16 protein-coding genes are annotated in these 24,860 nt (G+C 32.3%); 6 read left to right on the top strand and 10 right to left on the bottom strand.

Going from position 1 to position 24,860, the window contains the following annotated elements:
* Positions 1-14: 14 nt before the first annotated feature.
* The 6 genes from C8C88_RS10875 (at position 15) to C8C88_RS10850 (ending at position 5,589) form a co-directional block, all read left to right on the top strand.
* A complete protein-coding gene (locus tag C8C88_RS10875) occupies positions 15-647 on the top strand; it encodes an NAD(P)H-dependent oxidoreductase (RefSeq protein WP_121338143.1) in 633 nt (210 codons plus the stop codon).
* 27 nt (positions 648-674) lie between these two features.
* Positions 675-1,241, top strand: a complete 567-nt coding sequence (locus C8C88_RS10870; RefSeq protein WP_121338142.1) for a YceI family protein — start codon at positions 675-677, stop codon at positions 1,239-1,241.
* 207 nt (positions 1,242-1,448) lie between these two features.
* Entirely contained in the window at positions 1,449-2,267 is an 819-nt protein-coding gene (kdsA, locus tag C8C88_RS10865; RefSeq protein ID WP_121338141.1) for a 3-deoxy-8-phosphooctulonate synthase, read from the top strand.
* A 94-nt stretch (positions 2,268-2,361) separates the two neighbouring features.
* Complete coding sequence (locus C8C88_RS10860; protein WP_233549332.1) at positions 2,362-3,147, top strand: hypothetical protein; 786 nt, start codon at positions 2,362-2,364, stop codon at positions 3,145-3,147.
* A gap of 189 nt (positions 3,148-3,336) precedes the next feature.
* Positions 3,337-4,425, top strand: a complete 1,089-nt coding sequence (locus C8C88_RS10855) for a PAS domain-containing sensor histidine kinase (protein WP_121338139.1) — start codon at positions 3,337-3,339, stop codon at positions 4,423-4,425.
* A 78-nt stretch (positions 4,426-4,503) separates the two neighbouring features.
* A complete protein-coding gene (locus C8C88_RS10850) occupies positions 4,504-5,589 on the top strand; it encodes an AI-2E family transporter (RefSeq protein ID WP_121338138.1) in 1,086 nt (361 codons plus the stop codon).
* Between the two features lie 60 nt (positions 5,590-5,649).
* Here C8C88_RS10850 and C8C88_RS10845 read toward each other — a convergent pair whose 3' ends face one another.
* From C8C88_RS10845 to corA, 10 genes are all read right to left on the bottom strand, one after another.
* Positions 5,650-7,746, bottom strand: coding sequence for a glycoside hydrolase family 97 protein (locus C8C88_RS10845; protein WP_121338137.1), 2,097 nt, complete (start codon positions 7,744-7,746; stop codon positions 5,650-5,652).
* Between the two features lie 143 nt (positions 7,747-7,889).
* The gene (bglX, locus tag C8C88_RS10840) at positions 7,890-10,190 is read right to left on the bottom strand and encodes a beta-glucosidase BglX (RefSeq protein WP_121338650.1); all 2,301 of its coding nucleotides are present in this window, start codon (positions 10,188-10,190) and stop codon (positions 7,890-7,892) included.
* Between the two features lie 102 nt (positions 10,191-10,292).
* Complete coding sequence (locus tag C8C88_RS10835) at positions 10,293-11,678, bottom strand: glucoamylase family protein (protein ID WP_121338136.1); 1,386 nt, start codon at positions 11,676-11,678, stop codon at positions 10,293-10,295.
* A 73-nt stretch (positions 11,679-11,751) separates the two neighbouring features.
* On the bottom strand, positions 11,752-12,654 hold the full coding sequence (locus tag C8C88_RS10830) for a LamG domain-containing protein (RefSeq protein WP_121338135.1): 903 nt from the start codon (positions 12,652-12,654) through the stop codon (positions 11,752-11,754).
* 18 nt (positions 12,655-12,672) lie between these two features.
* Positions 12,673-14,127, bottom strand: coding sequence for a RagB/SusD family nutrient uptake outer membrane protein (locus tag C8C88_RS10825; protein WP_121338134.1), 1,455 nt, complete (start codon positions 14,125-14,127; stop codon positions 12,673-12,675).
* Positions 14,128-14,131: 4 nt separating this feature from the next.
* Entirely contained in the window at positions 14,132-17,131 is a 3,000-nt protein-coding gene (locus C8C88_RS10820) for a SusC/RagA family TonB-linked outer membrane protein (protein ID WP_121338133.1), read from the bottom strand.
* Positions 17,132-17,376: 245 nt separating this feature from the next.
* Positions 17,377-20,121 (bottom strand): histidine kinase, encoded by a 2,745-nt coding sequence (locus tag C8C88_RS10815; RefSeq protein ID WP_199711407.1) that lies wholly within the window; start codon positions 20,119-20,121, stop codon positions 17,377-17,379.
* A gap of 100 nt (positions 20,122-20,221) precedes the next feature.
* Positions 20,222-21,421: an acetate/propionate family kinase gene (locus C8C88_RS10810; RefSeq protein WP_121338131.1), complete on the bottom strand. Its 1,200-nt coding sequence runs from the start codon at positions 21,419-21,421 to the stop codon at positions 20,222-20,224.
* A gap of 84 nt (positions 21,422-21,505) precedes the next feature.
* The gene (gene pta / locus C8C88_RS10805) at positions 21,506-23,599 is read right to left on the bottom strand and encodes a phosphate acetyltransferase (RefSeq protein WP_121338130.1); all 2,094 of its coding nucleotides are present in this window, start codon (positions 23,597-23,599) and stop codon (positions 21,506-21,508) included.
* 48 nt (positions 23,600-23,647) lie between these two features.
* Positions 23,648-24,718 (bottom strand): magnesium/cobalt transporter CorA, encoded by a 1,071-nt coding sequence (corA, locus tag C8C88_RS10800; RefSeq protein ID WP_121338129.1) that lies wholly within the window; start codon positions 24,716-24,718, stop codon positions 23,648-23,650.
* Between the last annotated feature and the right edge of the window lie 142 nt (positions 24,719-24,860).

Raw genomic sequence — 24,860 nt, 5'->3', positions numbered from 1 at the left:
CAACAAATACAATTATGAATACTTTCTTAGATCATCAAAACTGGAGATATGCAACAAAGAAATTTGATGCTGCAAAAAAAATAACAACCGAGGATTTAAACACTTTGAAAGAAGCCATTCGTTTAAGTTCATCATCTTACGGATTACAACCTTACAAAGTTATCATCGTTGAGAATCCTGAATTAAGAGCACAATTACAATCTGCTGCTTATGGACAAACTCAAGTTGTAGATGCTTCTCATTTAATCATTTTTGCAAATGAACTTAATTTTGGAGAAGAAGGAATAAACAACTTCTCTAAAAACATGAGTGAAACAAGAGGAATTCCTTTGGAAAGCCTTCAAGGATATGTTGATTATATGAAATCAAATATTACAGGATTACCAGAAGAAACAAGAAACATCTGGACTTCAAAACAAACGTATTTAGCTTTAGGAAATTTATTGAATGCTGCAGCTGAATTGAAAATTGACGTTACACCAATGGAAGGTTTTGTACCTGCTAAAGTAAATGAAATCTTAGGCCTAGATAAATTAGGTTTAAACGCAAGTTTGTTAGCAACTATTGGATACAGACACGATGAGGACGCAACTCAGTATTATAAAAAAGTTAGAAAATCAAACGAAGAATTATTTATTACACTATAATTATTAATTAAAATCAAATTTAAACACATGAAAAATTTCAAATCGATTGCATTGGCATTAGTAGTAGTTTTATCTACTTTATCAGTAACAGCTCAAACTAAAAAAGTAGACGCTGCAAAAAGTACTATCAACTGGGTAGGTAAAAAAGTAACGGGACAACACAACGGAACAGTAAACTTAAAAGATGGAAAATTAGTTTTCAAAGGAAAAAAATTAGCAGGTGGAGTTTTCACTGTTGACATGAACTCATTGACTTCTACAGATCTTCAAGGTGAATGGTTAGGTAAATTAAATGGTCACTTGAAATCAGAAGATTTCTTTGGAACTGAAAAATTCCCTACTTCAACTTTAGTTTTCAAAAAAGTAGTTGCAAAATCAGCTAATCTTTACACAGTTACTGGTGATTTAACTATCAAAGGACAAACTAACCCTATTACTTTTGATTTAGCTACAACAGCAAATTCTGCTACAACTAAATTTAATGTAAACAGAACAAAATACGATATTAAATATGGTTCAGGAAGCTTCTTTGACAACCTAGGTGACAAAGCAATTGCTGACGAATTTGAATTAGAAGTTTCTTTAAAATTCTAATTTAATTTTAAAATATATGAACAAACCCCAACAGTATTGTTGGGGTTTGTTTTTTATAGACAATTTAAAGTCTGTATTACAAAACATTTATAGCTTTAATTGGCGAAAAAATAGGAGCAAATTTCTTTTAAACTAAAAAATATTTTTGAATCATAAATCTAAATTCCTATTTCCTAACTACCTTTGCACATTCAAAAAACTCCTTATATGAACATACAACATATTCCACAAATTAAACATACCGATAGTGGTAATTTCTTTCTACTTGCTGGACCTTGCGCTATTGAAGGTGAAGAAATGGCAATGAGAATTGCAGAAAAGCTAGTTGGCATCACAGATAAATTAGAAATTCCTTATGTATTCAAAGGATCTTTCAAAAAAGCTAATCGCTCTAGAATTGATAGTTTTTCTGGAATTGGAGATGAAAAAGCATTGAAAATTTTACGAAAAGTTTCAGAAACTTTTGGAGTTCCTACCGTTACTGATATTCATACTAATGAAGATGCTGATATGGCTGCGCAATATGTTGATGTATTACAAATCCCAGCTTTCTTAGTTCGTCAAACTGATTTAGTTGTGGCTGCTGCCAATACTGGAAAAGTTGTAAACTTGAAAAAAGGACAATTTATGAGTCCAGAAAGCATGAAACATGCTGTGCAAAAAGTATTGGATTGCAACAATCAAAATGTAATGGTAACAGATCGTGGAACTATGTTTGGATACCAAGATATGATTGTTGATTTTAGAGGAATTCCAACTATGCAACAATATGCAACTACTGTTTTAGATGTAACACATTCTTTACAACAACCAAATCAAACTGCTGGTGTAACTGGTGGTAGACCAGATATGATTGAAACCATTGCTAAAGCTGGTATAGCAGTAGGTGTTGACGGAATTTTCATAGAAACTCATTTTGATCCAGCTAATGCTAAAAGTGATGGAGCTAATATGCTACATTTAGATTATTTTGAATCATTAATGACTCGATTAGTAGCAATCAGAAAAACAATAAACGCATTTTAAAAACTTAATACCTTACAATTAATTGAAATATATTTTTTTAAACTATATTATATTAATTATATTTTTTACGAATACCGGATTTTCACAGCCCCCAATGAATCCAAAATATACCGAACATAATAAAGGAAAATTATTTTTCTCTTGGGGAGGAAATAGAGAAACCTACTCTACATCTGATGTGACATTTCGTGGTAAAGACTATAATTTTACTATTGATAATATAACCGCACATGATAAGCCAAAAGGTTGGCATATTGATTATATAAATCCTGTTAAGATGACAATACCTCAAACTAATTTTAGATTGGGGTATTTTGTCAATGATCATTACAGTATAACTATTGGTGTAGATCACATGAAATATGTGATGACCCAAAATCAAACAGCTAATGTAACAGGAACTATAAATTTACCATTAATCTATAATGGATCTGATTATAATGGAATTTACACCAATACTCCTGTGGATTTTAGTGATGAAACTTTTTTGACCTACGAGCATACGGATGGTTTGAATTACATCAATACTGAAATTTCAAGATTTGATGATATTTCTCCTCTTTTCAAAATAGCAAATACGGATAAAATTCAAGTCAATTTAACCGAAGGTTTCGGATTTGGAGTTTTGTATCCAAAAACCAATACCAAACTACTAGGTAACGAGCGGCATGACGACTTTCATGTTTCGGGATATGGCACCTCCTTAAAGACAGGATTAAATATTACTTTATATAAGTACTTCTATGTCCAAGCTGAAATAAAAGGAGGATATATTAATATGCAAGATATTCGTACTACAATAAGTAATGAAGATAAAGCAGCTCAAGATTTCTTCTTTTTACAAAGAATTATAGCTTTTGGAGGAATTTTCAAGATCTAAATATACTGTTGAGAAGCATTAAGTACTTTCTTAAAAGGATGTATTTGATGCTTCTATTTTTAATTGAGTATAATTCCCTAAATTTTACTATAAAAATCCTTTTTGTGGTAATTTATTCTTAATTTAGTATACAAGGAAGTTTATCGTTAAAAGGTAAAATAAAAAGGTTCAAATTACTACTATTGAATAATGACAAAAAACTCAAATCATACTATAAGTAGCGATTACAAATTCGAGAATTTTTTCGAATTATCAGCAGATTTATTCTGTATAGCTGGATTTGACGGATATTTTAAAAGGATAAACCCCTCTGTTTCAAAACTATTAGAATATTCGACTGAAGAGTTATTATCAAAGCCAATACACGATTTCATTTATCATGAAGATAAAAAAATTACAGCTGACCACCGAGATGATCTTTTAAGAAACAATCCTCTTTTAAATTTTGAAAATAGATATTTAACCAAGAGTGGTGAAATCGTATGGTTGTCTTGGACCTCCATGCCTATAGAAAATGACGAATTGGTTTTTGCAATAGCAAAAAATATAACTCATAAAAAAAAATTAGAAGAAGAACGAAATTTACTTCTCACTAATTTAACTAAAAACAACAAAGACCTCAAGCAAATCACCTATACAAATTCACACGATTTGAGATCGCCAGTGAATAATTTATTAGCAATTTTCAGTCTTTTGGATATATCAAAAATCAATGACACCGAAACATTAGAATTAATAAGTATGCTTAAAGCTACGAGTGAAAGCTTAAAACAAACCTTAAACGATTCGATTGAAACGCTGACACAGAAAGAAAATGAAAATTCAAATATTGAAATTTTAGACCTAAGAAACTCTTTAGATATAGTCCTTCGATCTATTAGCTCATTGATACAAAACTCAAAAGCAATTGTAAATGTTGATTTTTCAGAAGCCGAAACAATTAAGTTTAATAAGGTATATCTGGAAAGTATATTTCTAAATCTAATCACTAATTCGATAAAATACGCAAAACCAGATTCGCCAACTACGATATCTATTTATTCCAAAATAACAAATGGAATCACTCAATTAATTGTTTCTGATACTGGATTAGGTTTTGATATGGATGTGGTAAAAGATAAGATTTTCGGACTTCAACAAAAATTTCATGACCACACGGACAGTAAAGGAATTGGATTATATTTAGTGTATAATCATATTACAAGTTTAGGAGGAACGATTACCGTGAAAAGCAAAATAAATGAAGGAGCTGAATTTATTATATCTTTCAAAAATTAAAAACACCGTTTAGTTTGAATACAATCCTTAAAATAAGGATAAAAAAGAGAAATATAATTGTTGCAAATTAAAACTCTTATGAAAACAAAAACACCAATTTCGCCAAATTCAAACAGTGCATCCGCTATTGAAATTCTTCAGTATATTGTTTTGATTTCTGTAATTCTATATTTTGGCAAAACGCTTTTTATACCGCTTAGTTTTTCGCTACTCATTAGTTTTATACTTTATCCTATTTGTAAATGGATGGAAGAAAAAGGAATTAGCCAAAGTGTATCACTTTCAATTGCGCTGTTTTTTGTAACTCTTTTCTTTGCAATCTTAATTTATTTGTTAATCCTCCAAATAACGGCATTTTCGAATGAGTGGGAACCTTTTAGAATGAAACTCATAGAAACCGTAAATCAGTTAAGTGCATTCCTTGCAGATCAATTTGGCATAAGTACTGAGAAACAATTAGATTATCTTAAAAATTCCATTAATAATTCTGGATCACAAACACTATCAATTCTAAAAAATGCCGCCTATTCCTTCTCTGAATCCGTATTTTTTTTGTTAATAATCCCTGTTTTTTCAGCACTTATACTTTATCATAGAAGATTATTAGCGAATACTTTGTACCAAATTTTTCCAGCTGATAAGAAAGAAACTATTCACGAAATTTTGATAGAAACTATCCATGCTTACTATGATTTCATCAAAGGAATGTTAGTGGTTTATTTGATTGTAGGACTTTTAAACAGTATAGGACTTGCAATTGTTGGTGTGCCTCATCCCTTTCTTTTTGGATTTATCGCTTCTATCTTAACTTTCATTCCTTATGTCGGAATTATTATATCTTCCCTTTTGCCTATAGCCGTTTCTTGGATAACATTCAACTCGATTTGGTACCCAATAGGAGTAATTGTAGTTTTTTCAATAGTACAAATATTAGAAGCTTATGTAATATTTCCTTTTGCAGTAGGCAACCGATTAAAAATTAACACTTTAGTAATTATTATTATGATAACCATTGGTGGTATTTTATGGGGAGCTGCTGGAATGATTTTGTTTATTCCTTTCATTAGTATTATAAAATTGATTGCAGACCGAACAGAAAGTCTAAAAACAGTATCAATTCTATTAGGAGATGGAAATCATACAAAAAAAAAACTACAAGCCTAAACTTGTAGTTTTATATTAAATTTTTATTTGAATTTTTTATTTTTGTTCACTAATGTGTTTTTATTTAATCGGTTCGAAGCTGATTGCTGTTCCTCCTCCTGCTGCTAAATTCAAATTGATTTTTGATTTGTTTGTAACAACTACCGTTCTTATTGTATAAGCAATAGGATTTTTTTGCCAATCGGCATCTTTTGCATCTTCATAAATAACGGCTTTATATTTTTGTCCTTTAGTTAAGAAGTCTAATTTAATCTCTGATTTTCTGGCGTTCTCATCTGTAATAGCACCTAGAAACCAAGATTGTTTCCCTTTGGCTTTTCTAGTAATAGTCAAATAATCTCCTGGTTCCGCTTGCAAGATTTTAGTATCATCCCAATCTACCGCAACGTCTTTAATAAATTGAAAGGCATCTGGGTATTTTTCGTAATTTTCTAATAAATCAGCAGCCATTTGAATAGGCGAATACATAGTTACATATAATGCTAATTGCTTCGCCAAAGTGGTATGAACCTGCTCTGTTTTATTTTTGTCATAATAACTCATTTTAATTTCAAATATTCCAGGGGTATAATCCATTGGGCCACCAAGCAATCTTGTAAAAGGTAAAATGGTTTCATGCATAGGTGGGTTTCCTATACTCCAAGCATTAAATTCTGTTCCACGAGCAGCTTCTGCAGCAACATAGTTTGGATAGGTTCTACTGTATCCTGTTGGTCTAGATGATTCATGAGAATTCAACATTAATTTGTAATCTGCAAATCGTCTGGCAACAAAATTAAAGTGATTCACCATAGTTTGCCCATCATGAAATTCGCCACGAGGAATAATTTTACCTACATAACCTGTTTTGGCAGCTGGGTAATCGTATTTTTTCATTAAATCTAAAGCACGATCTAGATGTCTTTCATAATTACCAACAGAACCAGATGTTTCATGATGCATAATCATTTTTACATTTTTTGCTTTGGCGTAAGCCGAAATTGCAGCCAAATCAAAATCAGGATATGGAGTTGTAAAATCAAAAACTTCTTCTTTCCAATTTCCTGACCAGTCTTCCCAACCTACATTCCATCCTTCAACTAATACTCCGTCAAAGCCATTTTTTGCAGCAAAATCAATATAACGTTTGGTGTTTTCTGTAGTGGCTCCATGTCTTCCTGATGATTCTAATTTTGTCCCAAAATTAGTTGCGTTTTGTGATCCCGCGTAATCCCAAGTCGATTTACCAACGTGCATTTCCCACCAGATCCCCACATATTTCATTGGTTTAATCCAAGATGTATCTTCAATTTTTGATGGATCATTTAAGTTTAAAATCATTCGGGAACCTACAATATCCCTAGCATCATCACTTATCATGATAGTTCTCCATGGAGAAACGCAAGGAGCTTGCAAATAGGCTTTGTCACCAATAGCATTAGGTACTAATTCCGCTTTTAATTTGAAATTTGTTACATCCGCTTTTAAATGCATTACAGGGTAATTCACGACAGCCGCTTCAAAAATATTAAGGTATAAACCAGATGGTGATTTCATCATCAAAGGAGTTTGAACCATATAACGTCCTGGAATTGATTTTACTCCAATTCCGTTATTCATATTTATTTTAGAATTATCTATTTCTGAAAGCTTCGTTTCATTGTACTCATATTCATTACTATCAAAATCTCCTGGAAGCCAGAAAACTTTGTTATTTTCTGTTAAGTTAAATTGAGTTGATTCGTCAGAAATAATAAAATAATTCAGTTCTGCTTGTCGTGGAAAATCGTATCTAAAGGCAACTCCTTCATCAAAAACTCTAAAAATAATATTCATTTTTACTTTAGATTCTTTACTAACAAGTCCAATTGTAAGTTCGTTGTAATGATTCACGATTGAAGCTTGTTCACCCAAAACAGGTTTCCAAGATTCATTGAAAGTAGCTGTTTTTGAATCCAAAATTTCAAAATTGGCATCTAAAGCTGGTTTTTCCTTTAGTTTTATTCCTAAAGCACTTTCTAAAACGACTGCTTTGTTTTTATAATTTACAGCATAAACAGGTTGTCCGTTACTACCTAGTTTAAAGTTTACAGTAATTTTACCAGACGGAGATTGAACACTTTGAGCGCTCAATACACTTAGGGTAAAAAGAAATAAAAGGGAAAATAAATGTTTCATTTGGTTTGATTTTTTGAATTGCGAATATAGTTAAAATCCACATTTTTTTGAAGTACCAATCTTCACAAATACTTGTTTTTTGTTAAAAAAACCCTTCGATATTAATACCGAAGGGTAACTACTAAATAAACAAACCAAAACACTTATTTACTTAACTCAAAACTAACTTTTTTGTCTGTGCTAGAATCCGTTCCAACAAAAGCTTGAAACACTCCAGGCTCAGCAATAAATTCTAAATCAGAATTATAAAATTTTAATTCTTCAACAGTAATTTGAAAACTCACTGTTTTTTTCTCTCCTTTTTTAAGAGCAATTTTTTGAAATCCTTTTAATTCTTTAATTGGTCTAGTAACAGACCCAACTAAATCTCTGATGTATAATTGCACCACTTCTTTACCATCATAATTTCCAGTATTAGTAACATCTACACTAACGGTTATTTTATCATTGAAATTCATTTTATCTGATGAAATATGAAGATTTGAGTAATCAAAAGTGGTATAACTTAATCCGTAACCAAAAGGGTATAAAGGTTCATTTCTAAGGTCTATATAATTAGATCTGAATTTTTCAAACTTTCCTTCTTTATTTAAAAGAGGTCTTCCTGTATTTTTTTGGTTGTAATAAATAGGCACTTGTCCAACACTTCTAGGAAAAGTTGCGCTCAATTTTCCAGAAGGATTTTCATTCCCAAATAAGACGTCAGCAATAGCAGTTCCAGCTTCACTTCCAGCAAACCATGTATTCAAAATAGCGGGAACCGTTTCGTCTTCCTGAACTAAAACTAATGGTCTTCCTGTAAAAAGTACCAAAACAACTGGTTTTCCTGTTTTCAATAATTGTTGTAATAAGTCTTTTTGAGCTTGAGGAATTTCTAAGTTTGTTCGGCTACTGCTTTCTCCACTCATTTCTGCTGATTCCCCAATAGCTGCAACAATAACATCAGATTGACTTGCAATTTTTAAGGCTTCCGCCAATAATTCTTGAGTCGTTCTGTTGTCGCGATGTAAAGTTTTCCCAAACATAGTTGCTTTCTCCTCGAAAGCTGCATCGTAATCCAGATTACTTCCTTTGGCGTAAAGCACCTTTGTTGTATTACCAACAACCTCTTTAATTCCAGCTACTAACGAAACGGATCGTTCCATATTTGTAGCAACGCTCCATGTACCTGCCATGTTTTCTTTGGCATCAGCCAATGGTCCGATTATGGCTATAGTTCCTGATTTTTTTAAAGGAAGAACTTGGTTTTGATTTTTAAGTAAAACCAAAGATTGTGCTGCAATTTTTCTGGCTTCGCTTCGATTACTGTTCGTAAAAATCTCCGTTTTAGCTCTTTTTTCATCACAATATTTATAGGGATCTTGAAACAATCCCAAATCATATTTGGCATTCAAAATAAGTCGAACCGCATTATCAATTTGCTCCATGCTTACTTTATTTTCAGCCAATGATTTCTTTAAGGTGGTAAGGAAACCTTCGCCTACCATATCCATTTCTACTCCAGCATTTAAAGCTAATGCCGAAACGGTTTGCAAATCACCCATTCCGTGTTCTATCATTTCAGGAATTCCTGTAAAATCAGTAACCACAAAACCTTTAAAACCCCATTGTTTTCTCAACACATCAGTCATTAACCACTTATTTCCAGTAGCAGGAATTCCGTCAATTTCATTGAAAGAAGCCATAACTGATCCAACTCCAGCGCCAACAGCTGCTTTATATGGTGGAAAATAATCATTGTACATTTTTATTCTGCTCATATCAACCGTGTTGTAATCACGACCCGCCTCTGGTGCTCCATAAAGTGCAAAATGTTTTACACAAGATAAAATAGTATTGTTTTTTGACAAATCATCTTGTTGATACCCATGCACCATTGCTTTTGCAATTTGGCTTCCTAAAAAAGGATCTTCACCTGAACCTTCAGAAACTCTACCCCAACGCGGATCACGAGAAACATCAACCATCGGTGAAAAAGTCCAGTTGATTCCGTCAGCACTAGCCTCCTGAGCAGCAATTTGCGCGCTTCTTTCTATCAATTTCATATCCCAAGTACAAGATAATCCAAGTGGAATAGGAAACGTAGTTTCATACCCATGAATGACATCCATTCCAAAAAGCAATGGAATTTTCAATCGACTTTTTTCGACTGCAATTTTTTGTACTTCACGGATTTTTTGAACAGATTTAATATTAAATAAACCTCCTACTTTACCTTCTTCAATATTTTTGGCCACATTAGAACTATTTGCAGCTCCAGTAGTTATATCTCCCGAAGTAGGCAAATTCAATTGTCCAATTTTTTCTTCTAATGTCATTTTAGAAATTAATTCAGTTACAAATTCCGTTTTTGGTTTTATTGTAACTGATTTTTTGGTTTCTTTTTTTTGGCTGTAACCAAAAAGCGAAAATCCCAGCAATAGTATAATTAGCTTCGCTTTCATTATTTTTTTTATTTGTTTAAACATCCAATCATAAATTCATTGGTTGCTATATACTTGTGATTCTAATCCTTAAAAAAGTTTCACTCCTAATTTCTCTTTATTTTAAAAATTATATTTTCCGGAATGAAAATTTAATTTTAATAAACCTGCTTTTACTTCAGGTGCATTCATAAATAATTTCCATAATAATCCTGTACGATAATTTTCAATCATAGGTGCAATTGTTCCTTGATCAATGGCTAAATATCGTGGGGTTACCCAATTATAATGAGCAGAAAAAGCATCATAAGGACCTGCAACGCCAACATAAGAAGATTTCTTTTCGTCGTATAAATAATGTAGAAATTTCATGGATTCAGTTGGTGTATAAGGAAAAGAAGATAATGCTGCAGTAGGTGAAATCACGCCTAAATCATTATTTGGCTGATGCGCTGAATATCCTGTTGAGCCATCATTATTACGAGAATAACTAGCTGTTAATCCCCAACATTTTTCAGAATAATCTTTCCATTGGTGTGGATTAGCAACACAATATTTATTCATGATTTTAGCATGATTTTGTGTCAATGTCCAATAATTTGCATATTGATCTGTCAAGTTCGTAGGATCCAAACCTAAATAAGAATAATGAGACCAAAACATTGGTCCTACATTACCTGTAGCGCCATTATAGTTTAACACTACTGGCAAACCATATTGTGAACCGCCATTAACAATCGCTCCATTTCGTGCCCAAGCTTCATGATATGCAGCTGCAGGAATAGGATGCGTTGGCGAAGCTGCTCCTAAAACATAGGTAATTAAGCATTCATTATATCCTTCTAATTTAAAATTCATTTCCCAACCGTAACTTGGTGACCAATGCCAATACATGGCATTTTCGCCCTTAGTATACCAGTCCCACTCTACGCCTTTCCATAAATTATCAGCTTGAGTTGCTAAAGCTTGTTCAGCAGTAGTTCCATTCTTAAAATATTCTCTTATACTCAATAATCCTTGGCATAAAAAAGCAGTCTCAACAATATCCCCTCCATTATCTTTAGTACCAAATGGAATTACATGACCTGTTGAACCATTAATCCAGTGCGACCAGGCTCCATGAAAACGATCTGCATTTTCAAGAAAAGTTAAAGCTGTAGTAAGTCTAGAAACCGCTTCACTTCTATTAACAAAACCACGATCAACACCAACTATAATAGACATTAATCCAAACCCTGAGCCTCCAGTTGTAACAATATTAGCTTCAAAATTAGGATCATCCGTAAGATATCTTTCACGAGCTAATTTTGAATTCGTTTCAGCATAATCCCAAAAATATTTAATAGCATCTTTTTGAACTTGATCTAAAGCTTCTGTATCAGTTAAAATAACCGTAGGAGTTGTTGGAGTCTTAGGCAATGGAGTACCTCCACCCTTACCCTCGGGCGATGACGAAGAGCATGAATAGAAAATATTCAAAAAAAGTATTACATATATGTGCCTTTTCATTTGTATAAAATAATAGTATTAATAACTAAAAAATACACACCCAGTTTTAGATAAACCGGGTGTGTTAAAACTTCTATCTGTTGTCTTTTTCTAATAGGTATAATGATTTTACCTCATTATCAGTAAGTGCCGCATTATAAATTCTGAATTCATCCATCAAACCTGTATAATTTAGCATCCAACCATCTGGAGCTCCCCAAGGTGCGCCCAAATGTTGTTGGTATCCTCCTATAACAAATTTAGAGACATCAGAGTTTGCAAGTTCACCATAACCCACACCTCCATCAAGAGGATCACTAGCATATCTTTTTGACATTGATGCTGGCAAATCTAGTTTTGTTCCATCGATGTAAACGCTATAAGTAGAACTAGCCCCATTATAAGTCCAAACTAAATGTTTCCATGTTCCAAACATATTTGTCAAAACATTAGCACCATCATGAACTAACCATTGTCCAGACCAAGCAATACTTGGTGTTACATCTTTTTGCAAATGATTTTTAAGTAACATTGTTTGTGCTGGTCCTGTACCTTCAATCAAAGAGAATATATTACCCCAAAAATCAGATGTTTTTGGTAACATAAATAAAGATTGAGCGCCTCCTGTATGTGGATCAGTTTTTATCCACATAGAAACGGTTATGCTTTTTATATCAACCAAAGAACTTGCTACTGTACCATAAGCTATAAAAGAACTTGTAGACCCTTTATAGGCTTTCCCTTTTATTCCAGTATCATAAGAAACATCCGTACCTACTCCTCCACTTATTCCATTTTTTGAATCTATAATATTGTCTTCAAAACTCAATTTTGAAATCAAATTAGAAGCAGCAATATCATCTGAAGTATCATAACCTCCTATCGCCTCATAAGGAATAGGGCTGTTTACTTTATCTATACTATCCTCGTTACAGCTCACAAAAAATTGTGATACTAGAACAGAAGCAAATAAGAAAATATATTTATTTTTTTTCATTTTTACTATTTTTTAGAATTAATAACCAGGATTTTGAGCTGACAATCCTTTTGATTGTGTGATGAATGCTTGTGGTAAAGGAAATAATTCATGTTTACCAGTAACAAATGTTTTTCCATCAATAGCAAAAGCAGCTTCTGCTTGACCTGTTCTAACTAAGTCAAAGAATCTATCGTGTTCCATTGCCATTTCAACTCTTCTTTCTTTCCAAATAGCAGTTCTAACATCCGCTTGAGATGCAGCAGTAGTATTTGCTAATCCAGCTCTTGTTCTGATTTGGTTCAACAAAGGAATTGCATCTGAAGTTTGTCCTAATTCGTTTAATGCTTCCGCTTTCATAAGCAATACTTCTGCATATCTCAAATATTTGATATTTACATCTGTTTCCCATGCATCAGTATAAGCTGAAGAATACGCTTTGTAATTGTATCTTGGATTTTCAACGGTTAGTGGTACAACACGACCATCATATAAAGTAGTTCCTGCAAAAATAATTGTAGCATTTTTTCGAACATCTCCTGACTCATATGCATTCACTAAACTTTGAGAAGGTGTATTGAAACCCCATCCCCATCCACCAGCACCACGAGCACCTTGTGTAGCTGAATATCCTGAAATTCCTTTAGCAGGAGTTGAACCAGTTCCTTGAATTTCAAAAATAGATTCTGCGTCATTTTCACCTTCTAATTTAAACATAGAAGCATAATCCGAAACAATTGAATATCCTGAAACCAAATTACAGTTATCAATAACTTTCTGCCATTTTTCTTGGTATAAATTAACTTTTGCTAACAATGCGTAAGCTGCACCTTTTGAAGCTCTTCCTTTTTCAGAAGCAGCATAAGTAGCTTTGTTTGGTAATGCCGCAATAGCATCATTCAAATCTGCTTCGATGAAAGCATATACTTCAGCAGCTGATTTACGAGTCAATTGCATCACTCTATCTTCTTCAGAAGATGGGTTTGGCAAATGATCTACTATTGGCACTCCGCCATATGTTTTTACCAAAGTAAAATACATAAAAGCTCTCAAAAATTTAGCTTCTCCTAACAATCTTGTTCTCAAAGCAGGATCTGCTTGATCTAATTGAGGAATAATGTTTAATGCTTGATTACATCTATTAATCCCTTCGTAATTTCCAGCAAAAACTTCGCTTGTAGAAGGGCTTGAAGGATTATAAGTCAAAGCATCCATTACATCTTTATCTGAACCTGTATCTCCAGGAGAAGAACCTTTATCAGCATCATCAGAAGCAATACTTGATAAACCTATCCAAGAAAACGAAGTCATATTCCAATCCAAAAAATGACTATAGATTGCTGTTACAAAAGTGGCTGCACCTTCATCATTGTTGAATAATGCTATATCTTTTGTAGAGATAGATTCCGTTTGATCTACATCTAAATAGTCGTTTGAACATCCAGAAACAAAGTATGCGGATAGAACAAACATTGATATATATATCTTTTTCATTTTATTAAAATTTTAAATTAGCACCTATAACGAACGATCTTAAAGTAGGATAAGCATCCAACTCGATACCTTGAGTTCCATAAGGATCACCATTACCATTTAATTCTGGAGAAAAACCAGAGAATTTTTGAGTAATAAATGGATTAATTGCATTCACATATATTCTACAAGAATTGATAAACTCTCCTTTTAAAGGCAGTTTATATCCTAAAGTAATATTGTTAACTCTAAAGAAATCACCTGATTCTAAATAGAAAGTAGAAGCAACCGGAACTTGGTTAAATGGTGCAGCAACTGAAGCAGTTGTATTGTTAACTGTCCAAAAATTTGTTGCTAATGATTCTTCAATATTTTCTCCAGTAAAACGTTGTGCTTTTTTACCATTGTATACTTTTGCACCTTGAGTACCGTATCCGTCAACAGAGAAATCAAAGTTTTTATAGTTTAATCCTAAACTAACTCCATAAGTAGAAGTTGGCAAAATAGACCCAACATATTTTTTGTCTTTATCTGCTAAAACATCTTGAGCAACTTTTGAGCCAGTTGAATCAAAGTACAACATTTTACCATTTGTAGCATCAAAACCAGCATACTCATACATATAAAAACTACCCAATGGTTGTCCAATAGATGAATTATCTAATAATTTAGTCCATTGACCATTACCTAAACCACCACCATTAATTGGAGCAAGAGTTGCGTCTTTTAATCCTGTAAGTTTGTTTTTGTTGTTAGAATAATTTCCTCCAACCCAGTAAGTCAAATTATCAGTTATTTTATCATCCCAACGCAAAGCAACTTCATATCCTTTATTTGATACTTCTCCAACATGTGCAGGAGATGAATTACTAATTCCAGAAGTTAAGTAGGGTTTTGTATTCAAAATAACATTTGTAGTTGATTTATCATATACATCAAATGATCCTTTCAATCTTTTGTTTAATAATTCAAAATCTAAACCAACTGAAGATTCTTCTGTGATTTCCCATGATAAACTTGGGTCAACCTGAGAATTAATTGTTGTTCCTTCATATAGAATTGAACCTCCTAAATAACTACTCAATCCTGAAGAGTAAGCTTGACTGTTAAGTGGTACGTTTTGATTTCCTAGTTTACCCCAACCTCCTCTTAATTTCAACAAGTCGATTCCTTTTACATTAGCCATAAATTCTTCTTTGGAGATAATCCATCCTAAACCAAAAGCTGGAAAAGTTCCCCAACGATAATCTTTACCAAAGTTAGATGATCCATCTCGTCTGATGGTTCCAGTCAATAAGTATCTGTCCATCAATTTGTATTGGAAACGACCAAAGTAAGATGCCAATTTATTTTGATTGAAAACTTCATCGTTATAATTAGTTACTGTTCCCACATAATTAACGCCTGATAAAGACCAGTAATTTGCATCTGCATTTACATTTTTTCTAGCAATAGTTAATTTTTCTCTTGATCCTTTCACTGAAGTTTCAATACCTGCAGTCAACTCAACATCATGAATATCAGCAAAAACTTTATTGTATGTGAAATAATTTGATAAGTTCCAATTAAAATATTGCTCTCTACCTTTAGTCAATAAATTAACATTAGCCGTAGGAGAATATGCTGAAGCTACTCGGCTAGGGTCTGCTGCTAACCAAATATTTTTAGTGTCTTCAAAATTGTAGTTTTTCCAAGAATAATATTCCCCGTTAAACTGTGAAGTGAATTTTAATGATTTTATGATTTCATAATCTAATTTCAAACCACCTTGCAACATAATACTTTTTTGTTGTTCATTAAAAAAGTCTAATTGCGCTACTGGATTCCCAACATTGTTAAAAGAAGAACCTGTTGTACCAGCAAAACCATCGTCACCTACAAATGACACACCATATTGACCATTCGGAAAACGAACAGGAACAATAGGAGATTGTTTATAAGCTGCTGTAAAAGCATCTAAAGGTTTTGGGGTTGATTTAGTAGAACCAAAACTAAAATTTTGGTTTAAAGTCAGTTTTTTAGAAATTTTATATTCATTATTATTTCTAAAAGTAGTACGGCTATAATCTAAACCATTCAAGATTCCTTTTTCTTCGTAATTACCTAAACTGAAGAAGTATTTAATGTTTTCCGTTGATCCAGAAACCGAAACGTTATTTTGTTTGTAGCTACCTGTTCTAGTAATTGCATCAAACCAATCCGTATTAGTAGGCTGATCTTGTGAAAATGTAGTAGACTGTAAAGCCATATTTGAATAATAAGAATACTTATTACTTCCTGCCATTTTTACTTTTTTCAAAGGCTCTCTCATCCCTGCGAAGCTTTCAAACTCTACAGAAACCTTATCCCCTTTACCTTTTTTGGTAGTAATAATAATTACCCCATTAGCAGCTCTTGTTCCATAAATAGCTAATGAAGAGGCATCTTTCAAAATCTCATAAGAGGTAATATCGTTGGTGTTAATGTTATTAATATTTTCTGTAGGCATTCCGTCTACAATAAATAAAGGAGTTCTTCCTCCTAATGCAGTACCTAAACCTCTAATAACTACCGAAGGAGTACTTCCTGGCAAATCAGAAGATATTACTTGAACACCCGCAGCTTTACCTTGAATAGCTTGAGAAGCATTCAACACTTTGGTTTTTGATATTTCTTCTGCTTTTAATGAGGTAATCGCAGTGGTATTATCAATTTTCTTTCTGGTTCCATAACCAATGACAACAATCTCTTTCAATTCAGTGTCTTTGGATTCTTTTAATTTTATGGTCATTGGTTCAGAAGTTGCTTTAATGGATAAAGCATCAAAACCGACCATACTAATTTTTAATACTTCGCCAGCTTTGGCATTGATATTAAAATTTCCATCAAAATCGGTATCAGCAGTTGTCTTAGAATCGGATGCAACAATAAATGCTCCCGGAATCCCAATTCCGTTCTGATCTAATACCTTTCCTTTAATTACTTGACCAGACATATATGCTGGAAGTAGAATGAGTGCTAAAAAGCTAAAAATAAAATTTCTCATAGGTTTGTTATTAAACGTTTAAGTTAGTTGAGCTAAATTAGATAAATACAACGTTGTAGTAACTATGTTTGCACTACTACACAAATACATCAAAAAAAATAAAATCGTTGAAAAAGCAATGTTTTAAAGGCCTTGAGAGAGGTGATGAGGTAATGCATCACTTAGCAATGATGTAGTGATGATGTGTTGTGATTCTGCAATTAAATATTGCAAAAAATACATTATCGTCAAAAAAATAATAGTTTTTATATCGTTAATAAAAACTTAGAAAGATTCTCTTCTTGAACAAGGTTCAATTTTTTTCTTAAACGATAGCGGTGTAGCTCAACTCCTCTAAAAGAAATGTTCATCATTGGTGCTATTTCTTTAGAAGAAAGATTCATTTTTAGGTAAATACAAAGCTTAATATCCTTTGAAGTAAGATTTGGATATTTTTTGGAAAGGTTCACAATAAATTCATTGTGTATTTGATTCAAATTGGTTTCAAAAGTTTCCCATTCGTGCTTGTTAACCGCGTTTATTTTTATAGCCTTTTTAATTTCGCTTTTCAGTTTATTAAAATCCGTTTCGGTATCAAGAATACCTTGAATATTTTCAATCATCTCACTTTGCTTGGCAATAGAAAGTGACTTTCCTGCTACTTCAGATGATTTTGATTGTAGTTCTAGTTCTAAAATATGCTTTTCATATTCTTGGCTAGTGAGTTCATTTTCAGCTTTTAACTCCATCTCCAAGATTTTCTTCTGATGTTTTAATTCTTCTTCTCTTAATGCTAGTTTTTGAATGTATCGCATCTTATTCCATTTGTAATAAATGTATAAGATCCCTCCTATTATAACAAAATACAAAAGAATCATCCAAAATGAGAAATACCATGGTTTTGCAACAATAAATTCAAAGTTTGCAATTTTATTATAATGTAAACCATCATGATTAAACACAGTAATATCATGAGACCCACTACTAAGGTTATTCAAAACAATCAACCCTTCTTTTACCGGTGTAAATTCTTTTGTTCCATTTATTTTATAATATAAATCAGGTTTTGTAGCTCCGTAAATACCCGATATAATATGTACTTGAAGCTCTGAATTATGCTTGATTTTTGATTTATTCGCTACTAAAACATCTTCATTGAAGGCTTCAATTTTAATGCTTGTTTTGGGTTTGTTTTTATATTTTAATTGTAACGAAATAAAACCATCATCTAGATTCAAAAGGTAATTGTCTTTATTTTTGAATACTTTCAAGTTATCATTAATAATTTTTCCTTTATAATATTTTTCTTGAATTATAGTTCTAATAAATTTATTACCATCGGCATAAATATGATATAAAAGTCCATCTTGAAGCACCATGAAATGATTTTCATCTATAGCAACAATATCTGAAACATTCTTGAAATTTGTATTAAACAATTCATTCTCTTCTAATTGGCTAGTGATGGAATTATAAGTATACCAAGAATTATGAATCAAAAAAAGAATTTCATTTCGGAATTCAAATATTTTTACCCCAAAATCATTTTTTATATTACTGCGTTGACTAACATTTTCAACTTTGGTAGTTTCATAGGCGTCATTATATAAAATTCGATACAAGCCTCTGTTATTATCAGCTGCCCATATTTCATTTTTTCTGTTTTGAGCTAAATATTTTATAGGTTTCAAAAGTCCTTTAACAACAATATGTTTGGTTAAATTAGTCACATCATTATAAATAATAACACCACTGTAAGTTGCTTGTAAATAAGAGCTATTGATGCTACTTTTTATCATATTCCAGCCCCCATTTACAGTACTCAATTTATAGAACAACCCATCTTCATAAATAAAGGTTCCTTCATTATGACCAATAATATATTTACTATTTATTTTGTTAATATTCCAGGCCTGCCCTTGTGAATTTGAAACTAAGGAAAGTTGTTTGTTTTCATATTTAAAAACGCCATGATTGGATGCCATTAAATACCCTTTTGGCGTACTTGCTACAGAATATACGGAGCCTAAAATTCCTGAGCTATCATAAAAAATAGAAATCGGTGAATTAACTTCAATATGCGCAATCCCATTGTCCAATCCTAACCATAAATCATTTTCCTTATCTTGACCAATACTCAAAATAGAGTTGTTCATCAATACATTATTTCGATTGATGTTTTTATAAGAATTTGTGTTCAAATCATAAACATAAACTCCTTTATTAGCGGTTCCAATTATTAGTTTATTGTTCCTTATAAACTGAGCAATATTTATATTTGCCGCCTTTAAAATATCGTTCAAAGGATTTTTCCAGGAACTCATTACTCCATTTTCATATATATAAACTCCATTTTTTTTAGTAAAAAAATAGGTTCTATTTTGGTATTTTTGAATGGAATGAATCACATTGTTTTCTAGTACGTCCCAGCCATTTATTTTTTCGATTTGACCATGATTTATTTTATAAACTCCTTTTTCAACGGAAGCAATCAAAAGTTGATCGTCAACAACAAAGCAATAAGAAGCTAGAAAAGGAAACTTTTTTTCTTTAATTGTTTTTCCGTCAAAAAGAAAAAGGCTGTTAAACGATTGAAAGTAAATTTTGTTTTGGAATTTGAATATTTTCCAGATTTCCTCATTGTTATTTTCATCAAAAATCTTCTTCCCTTTAGAAATGGAAACATAACTCATCTTTCCATCTTTTCTAGTCCAGTAACCAAATTCCTTGTAAGAGCCCGAATAAATCTTGTCGCCATCTACCATTATAGACCGGATAATGGTTTTGTTTGGTAAGGTATTTTTCTCCCATTTTACGCCATCGTAGCGTAACAAATAATAATTATTAGCAAAATACATCGCATTATCATTGCCTTGTGTTACACTCCAAATTTGGTTGTCCCCTTGATAATCTGATTTACTGTAGTTCTCAACAAAAGGAAGCAACTCTTGGGCAGATAGTTGAACAGTTGTTAAAATAAAAAAAAGTATGTGTAGTAATTTAGTTTTCAAAACGCGAAGATTTATGCTCAAATATAAATACATTTATTCAATAAAAAGTATAAAAAAAGCCTCTGAATACAGAAGCTTTCTTTCAATATAAAATTTTCTTTTAACTCAATAACAAATCATATACTTGGTTTGCAATTTCTATTTCTTCATTGGTAGGAATAACCAATATTTTTGTTTTTGAATCTGAAGTATTAATTTCTCTAATTTCTTTTGAACGAACTTCATTTTTAGCATCGTCTAAGTCAAGTCCAAAATAATCCATATCAGTACAAACCAATTTTCTGATATAAGAAGAATTTTCACCGATACCAGCAGTAAAAACAATAGCATCAAGTCCATTTAGAACTGCTGAATAGGAGCCGATAAATTTCTTGATTCGATACGCATTCATATCTAATGCTAACTGACATTCGGCATTTCCTTGTGCAGCATTAGCTTCAATATCTCTCAAATCACTGTAGCCCGTAAGTCCAAGCATTCCGCTTTGTTTATTCAACATTGTACTCACTGCATCAATAGAATATCCTAAGGTATTAACTAAATAGAATATCACCGATTGGTCCACATCTCCGCTTCGGGTTCCCATAATCAATCCGTTCATAGGGCCAAATCCCAACGTATGGTCAATACTTTTACCGTCTTTTATAGCAGTCATACTGCATCCATTTCCTAAATGTATGGTGATTATTTTTGAAGCTTTAGCGGTTGTTTTTTCTTTCAAATAGTGAATCGCTTTTTCTGAAACATATTTATGACTTGTTCCATGAAAACCATATACACGAATTTTATTTTCAGTCAAAAGATAATTAGGCAATGCGTATTTATGAGCTACAACAGGAATTGTTTGATGAAAAGCAGTATCAAAAACAGCTACTTGTTTAGCCGTATCAAAAATTGCTGATGCCACAATTATTCCTTCTAAATTAGCAGGATTATGCAAAGGCGCTAAGTCAAAAAGTTGTTTTATTTTTTCATTAACCTCATCATTAATGATAACCGTATTAGAAAAACTACTTCCTCCATGCACTACTCTATGTCCAACAGCTTCAATTTCTGAAGTACTTTTTATCACTCCAACTTTATCATCCATCAATAGCTGAGCAATTTTCTCCAATCCTATTTTATGATTCGCTATAGGCAAGTTCTCCTCTACTTTTACAGCATCGGTTACATAACTTAAATTAGAAGATTCTAAACCAATTCTATCAATCATTCCGCTACAAATAACCGCACTTGAAGGCATATCGATTAATTGGTATTTTATAGAAGAACTCCCTGAATTTATTATTACTATTTTCATTTAAATTTTATTAAAAGATTAAAAAAATGAACTATTAAAAGATTAATTTTTAAATCATTAATAGTTCAATCTTTAAATTAAAAGTTACAATCCTTGCGCTTGAATGGCAGTAATTACAACTGTATTTATAATATCATCAACGGTACAACCACGACTCAAATCATTTACTGGTTTATTTAATCCTTGCAACATTGGTCCAATTGCTAAAGCGCCAGTTTCCCTTTGTACTGCTTTATAAGTATTGTTTCCTGTATTTAAATCAGGGAAAATCAATACACTGGCGTGACCCGCTACCTCAGAATTTGGCATTTTGCTTTGTCCTACCTCTAAATCTACAGCTGCATCATATTGAATAGGGCCTTCTATTTTTAAATCAGGGCGTTTTTGTCTTACAATTTCGGTAGCTAATCTAACTTTATCAACCTCATCCCCTTTTCCTGATGAACCTGATGAATAGGAAAGCATGGCTACTTTTGGTTCAATTCCAAAAGCTAAACTAGAATCAGCGGATGAAATCGCAATTTCTGCTAATTGTTCTGCCGTTGGATTCGGATTGATTGCACAATCTCCAAAAATAGAAACACGATCTTCTAAACACATAAAAAAGATAGACGAAACAACGGAGCAATTTGGTTTTGTTTTAATGAATTGCAATGCGGGCAAAATAGTATGTTGTGTAGTATGAGCCGCTCCCGAAACCATTCCGTCAGCATGCCCTTTATACACCATCATCGTTCCAAAATACGAAACATCTTCCATTAAATCTTTGGCCATAGCCATAGAAACATTTTTAGCTTTTCGCAATTCGTAGTAGGTATTTACATAATCATCGTAGCATTTAGATTCAATTGGATTGATAATATCTACTTTTGAGAAATCGAAATCTAATCCCAGCTCAGCGACTTTATTTTCAATTTGTTTTTTGTTTCCAATAATTGAAATATCAACCACATCCATTGCTAATAATCGCGAAGCTGCAATAATAATTCGTTCATCATTTCCTTCTGGAAGCACAATATGTTTGCGGTGTTTTTTAGCTCTTTTTACTAAGTTATACTGAAACATTTTTGGTGTCATTCCTTCTGCTTCAAACGTAATTAGTTTTTGCGCAAGCGTATCTAAATCCACATACTTTTCGAACGTATTTATAGAAGTTGCGATTTTTTGTTTGTTATTAGCATAAATTTTAGATTTGATAGATCCTATTTTATTGGTAATATAATACGTTCCTTCTTCAACAGCAATAATAGGCACAATAGGAGAAAGTCCTTCTATCAGCTTCAAAATACTCTTTTCAGGCAGAATATTACCTGTCAAAATAATTCCCGCAATACTAGGATAGTTCACTGATTCATTCGCTTGCAAAGCGCCTAAAATAATATCGGCTCTATCACCAGGAGTTATCACTAAGCTACTTTCTTTCAGATGTACTAAATAATTACACAATTGCATCGCACCAACGCTAAAATTGCTAGTTTGATTATTTAAATAGGCCGAGCCAAATAAAACATTGGCATTTAATTCATTTACAATTTCCTGAACAGTAGGATTGTTTAGGCTAGATATAACCGGGATTGAATTTATCAAAACTCCTTTTGGAAGGTTTTTTTGTAGGCCTTCAGTAACCAAATCAACATTTTCAGGTCTTACTTTATTAGCAATAACGGCTAATACTTCGACCTCTTTCATTTTGAAAGAATCGTAAACAAGGTACAAGCTATCTATTAATTCCTCTAAAGTTTTACCTACTCCTGACCCTACGATGATGGTTGGAATTCCTAAATTTTTTGCAATCAAAACATTGATATCTAACTCGATTGCAGTTCCTTCACCCATGAAGCTAGTTCCTTCAACCAAAACAAAATCGAATCGTTCTTCTAATCGTTTGTATTTTTCAATAATCAAATCAATTACTTCCCCGATTTTCCCTTTATTCTTTTTCTTGATTAACTTACTTTTGGTTATAGCGTATGCCTCTTCAAATTCGATATCCAAGCCAAAATGAGAAAGAATTGTCTCAATATGATTGTCTAGTCCGCCTTCTTCAAAATCTTCGATAATAGGTCTAAAATACCCTACTTTGGCGGTTTTACCAATCAACAAACTCATCAATCCCAAACTAATAATGGATTTACCACAGTTTTGCTCACTTGTAGCTATGTAAATGGCCTTATTCATGTTTGATTTATTTAATTATTCTTTACTATTTATTCTTTTTTCTAAAAATTAAAACCAACGTCGTTTTTTAAAATAAACAACCATTCCTATACTGATTAATACCATAATTGCTACTATCGCATAATAGCCATTTTGATATTTGAGTTCCGGCATGTTTTCAAAATTCATCCCATAAACCCCTACAATAAATGTAAGCGGAATAAATAGTGCCGAAACGATAGTCAAGGTTTTCATGATTTCATTCATCTTATGTGTTTGTGCCGAAAAAAAGAAATTAGATGCACTTTCTAACGAACCCATATCCGAATCTATTTGTTCTAATAGCTCCAAACTTTTTTGGTGTAAACGAGCAAAAAAACTAAAATTATCCGCTTCCATTATATTAAACACATTATCATCTTTGATACTTTTTATATCGTACAAAGAATCCCTAAGAGGAATTATAGAACGTTTCAAAAAATTAAAATTATCCCTATGTTTTTCAATTTTTTCTAAAATTATAGGATCTGTACTTCGCTTGGAAAGGTTGATTAACTCCTCCACTTTGTCTTCCTCGTTTTCTATGGTGATGTAAAAATTTTCCATAATTGCATCCAAAAGGATGTACAGCAAATAATCTGCTTTTTTAGATCTCACAATCCCTGAATGCGTTCGGATACGTTCCCTGATGTGTGTGAAAAAATCAGAACGTTTTTCTTGAAAAGAGATTAAAACACCGTCTTTCATCAAAAAACTAATTTGTTCCACACTGATATTATCCGAATGCTCGGTTGGCAAAAGTGATTTGATATTAAAGAACAAACTGTCATGCGATTCTTCTAATTTGGTTCTTCTGGTTGTATTCAAAATATCGGCTAGCATGAAATTATCAATATCAAAATGTCCGCCAATAGCCTGTATTAAAGCAAGATTGTTCAATCCATGAATGTTCAGCCAATTTGTTTTTTGAGGAATTACTAATTTATCTAAATCAAAAACCTTAAAATCCTCATATTCTGTGACCTCAAAACTATCATACACAAACAGCTGCATTTCTGACTCTTTGTCCTTATGAATCCCTGTATATTCTAAACTATAAGGTTGCAGTTTTCTTCCTTTTCTGTATTTAATTTTTCTCATTCCGATTGATTTATGTAGTAATATTACGAAAATCTTTTTCAAAAAAACTGTTCTTAGTTGCTTTTGATTTCTCGAAAAATAAAAATTACCGCTTTGCTTTATTACTTACAATACCGCAAAAATAGGCAGAAATAATAAGCTC

The sequence above is a fragment of the Flavobacterium sp. 123 genome, from assembly GCF_003634825.1.
GTDB lineage: Bacteria > Bacteroidota > Bacteroidia > Flavobacteriales > Flavobacteriaceae > Flavobacterium.
Note: the sequence above shows the minus strand (reverse complement) of the source record. Positions and strands in the feature narration are given on the sequence as shown.

Bases quoted from the DNA above. Each gene is read 5' to 3' on its own strand.
- C8C88_RS10875 (WP_121338143.1), top strand. From the start codon at position 15: ATGAATACTTTCTTAGATCATCAAAACTGGAGATATGCAACAAAGAAA.
- C8C88_RS10870 (WP_121338142.1), top strand. From the start codon at position 675: ATGAAAAATTTCAAATCGATTGCATTGGCATTAGTAGTAGTTTTATCT.
- kdsA (WP_121338141.1), top strand. From the start codon at position 1,449: ATGAACATACAACATATTCCACAAATTAAACATACCGATAGTGGTAAT.
- C8C88_RS10860 (WP_233549332.1), top strand. From the start codon at position 2,362: ATGAATCCAAAATATACCGAACATAATAAAGGAAAATTATTTTTCTCT.
- C8C88_RS10855 (WP_121338139.1), top strand. From the start codon at position 3,337: ATGACAAAAAACTCAAATCATACTATAAGTAGCGATTACAAATTCGAG.
- C8C88_RS10850 (WP_121338138.1), top strand. From the start codon at position 4,504: ATGAAAACAAAAACACCAATTTCGCCAAATTCAAACAGTGCATCCGCT.
- C8C88_RS10845 (WP_121338137.1), bottom strand. From the start codon at position 7,746: ATGAAACATTTATTTTCCCTTTTATTTCTTTTTACCCTAAGTGTATTG.
- bglX (WP_121338650.1), bottom strand. From the start codon at position 10,190: ATGAAAGCGAAGCTAATTATACTATTGCTGGGATTTTCGCTTTTTGGT.
- C8C88_RS10835 (WP_121338136.1), bottom strand. From the start codon at position 11,678: ATGAAAAGGCACATATATGTAATACTTTTTTTGAATATTTTCTATTCA.
- C8C88_RS10830 (WP_121338135.1), bottom strand. From the start codon at position 12,654: ATGAAAAAAAATAAATATATTTTCTTATTTGCTTCTGTTCTAGTATCA.
- C8C88_RS10825 (WP_121338134.1), bottom strand. From the start codon at position 14,127: ATGAAAAAGATATATATATCAATGTTTGTTCTATCCGCATACTTTGTT.
- C8C88_RS10820 (WP_121338133.1), bottom strand. From the start codon at position 17,131: ATGAGAAATTTTATTTTTAGCTTTTTAGCACTCATTCTACTTCCAGCA.
- C8C88_RS10810 (WP_121338131.1), bottom strand. From the start codon at position 21,421: ATGAAAATAGTAATAATAAATTCAGGGAGTTCTTCTATAAAATACCAA.
- pta (WP_121338130.1), bottom strand. From the start codon at position 23,599: ATGAATAAGGCCATTTACATAGCTACAAGTGAGCAAAACTGTGGTAAA.
- corA (WP_121338129.1), bottom strand. From the start codon at position 24,718: ATGAGAAAAATTAAATACAGAAAAGGAAGAAAACTGCAACCTTATAGT.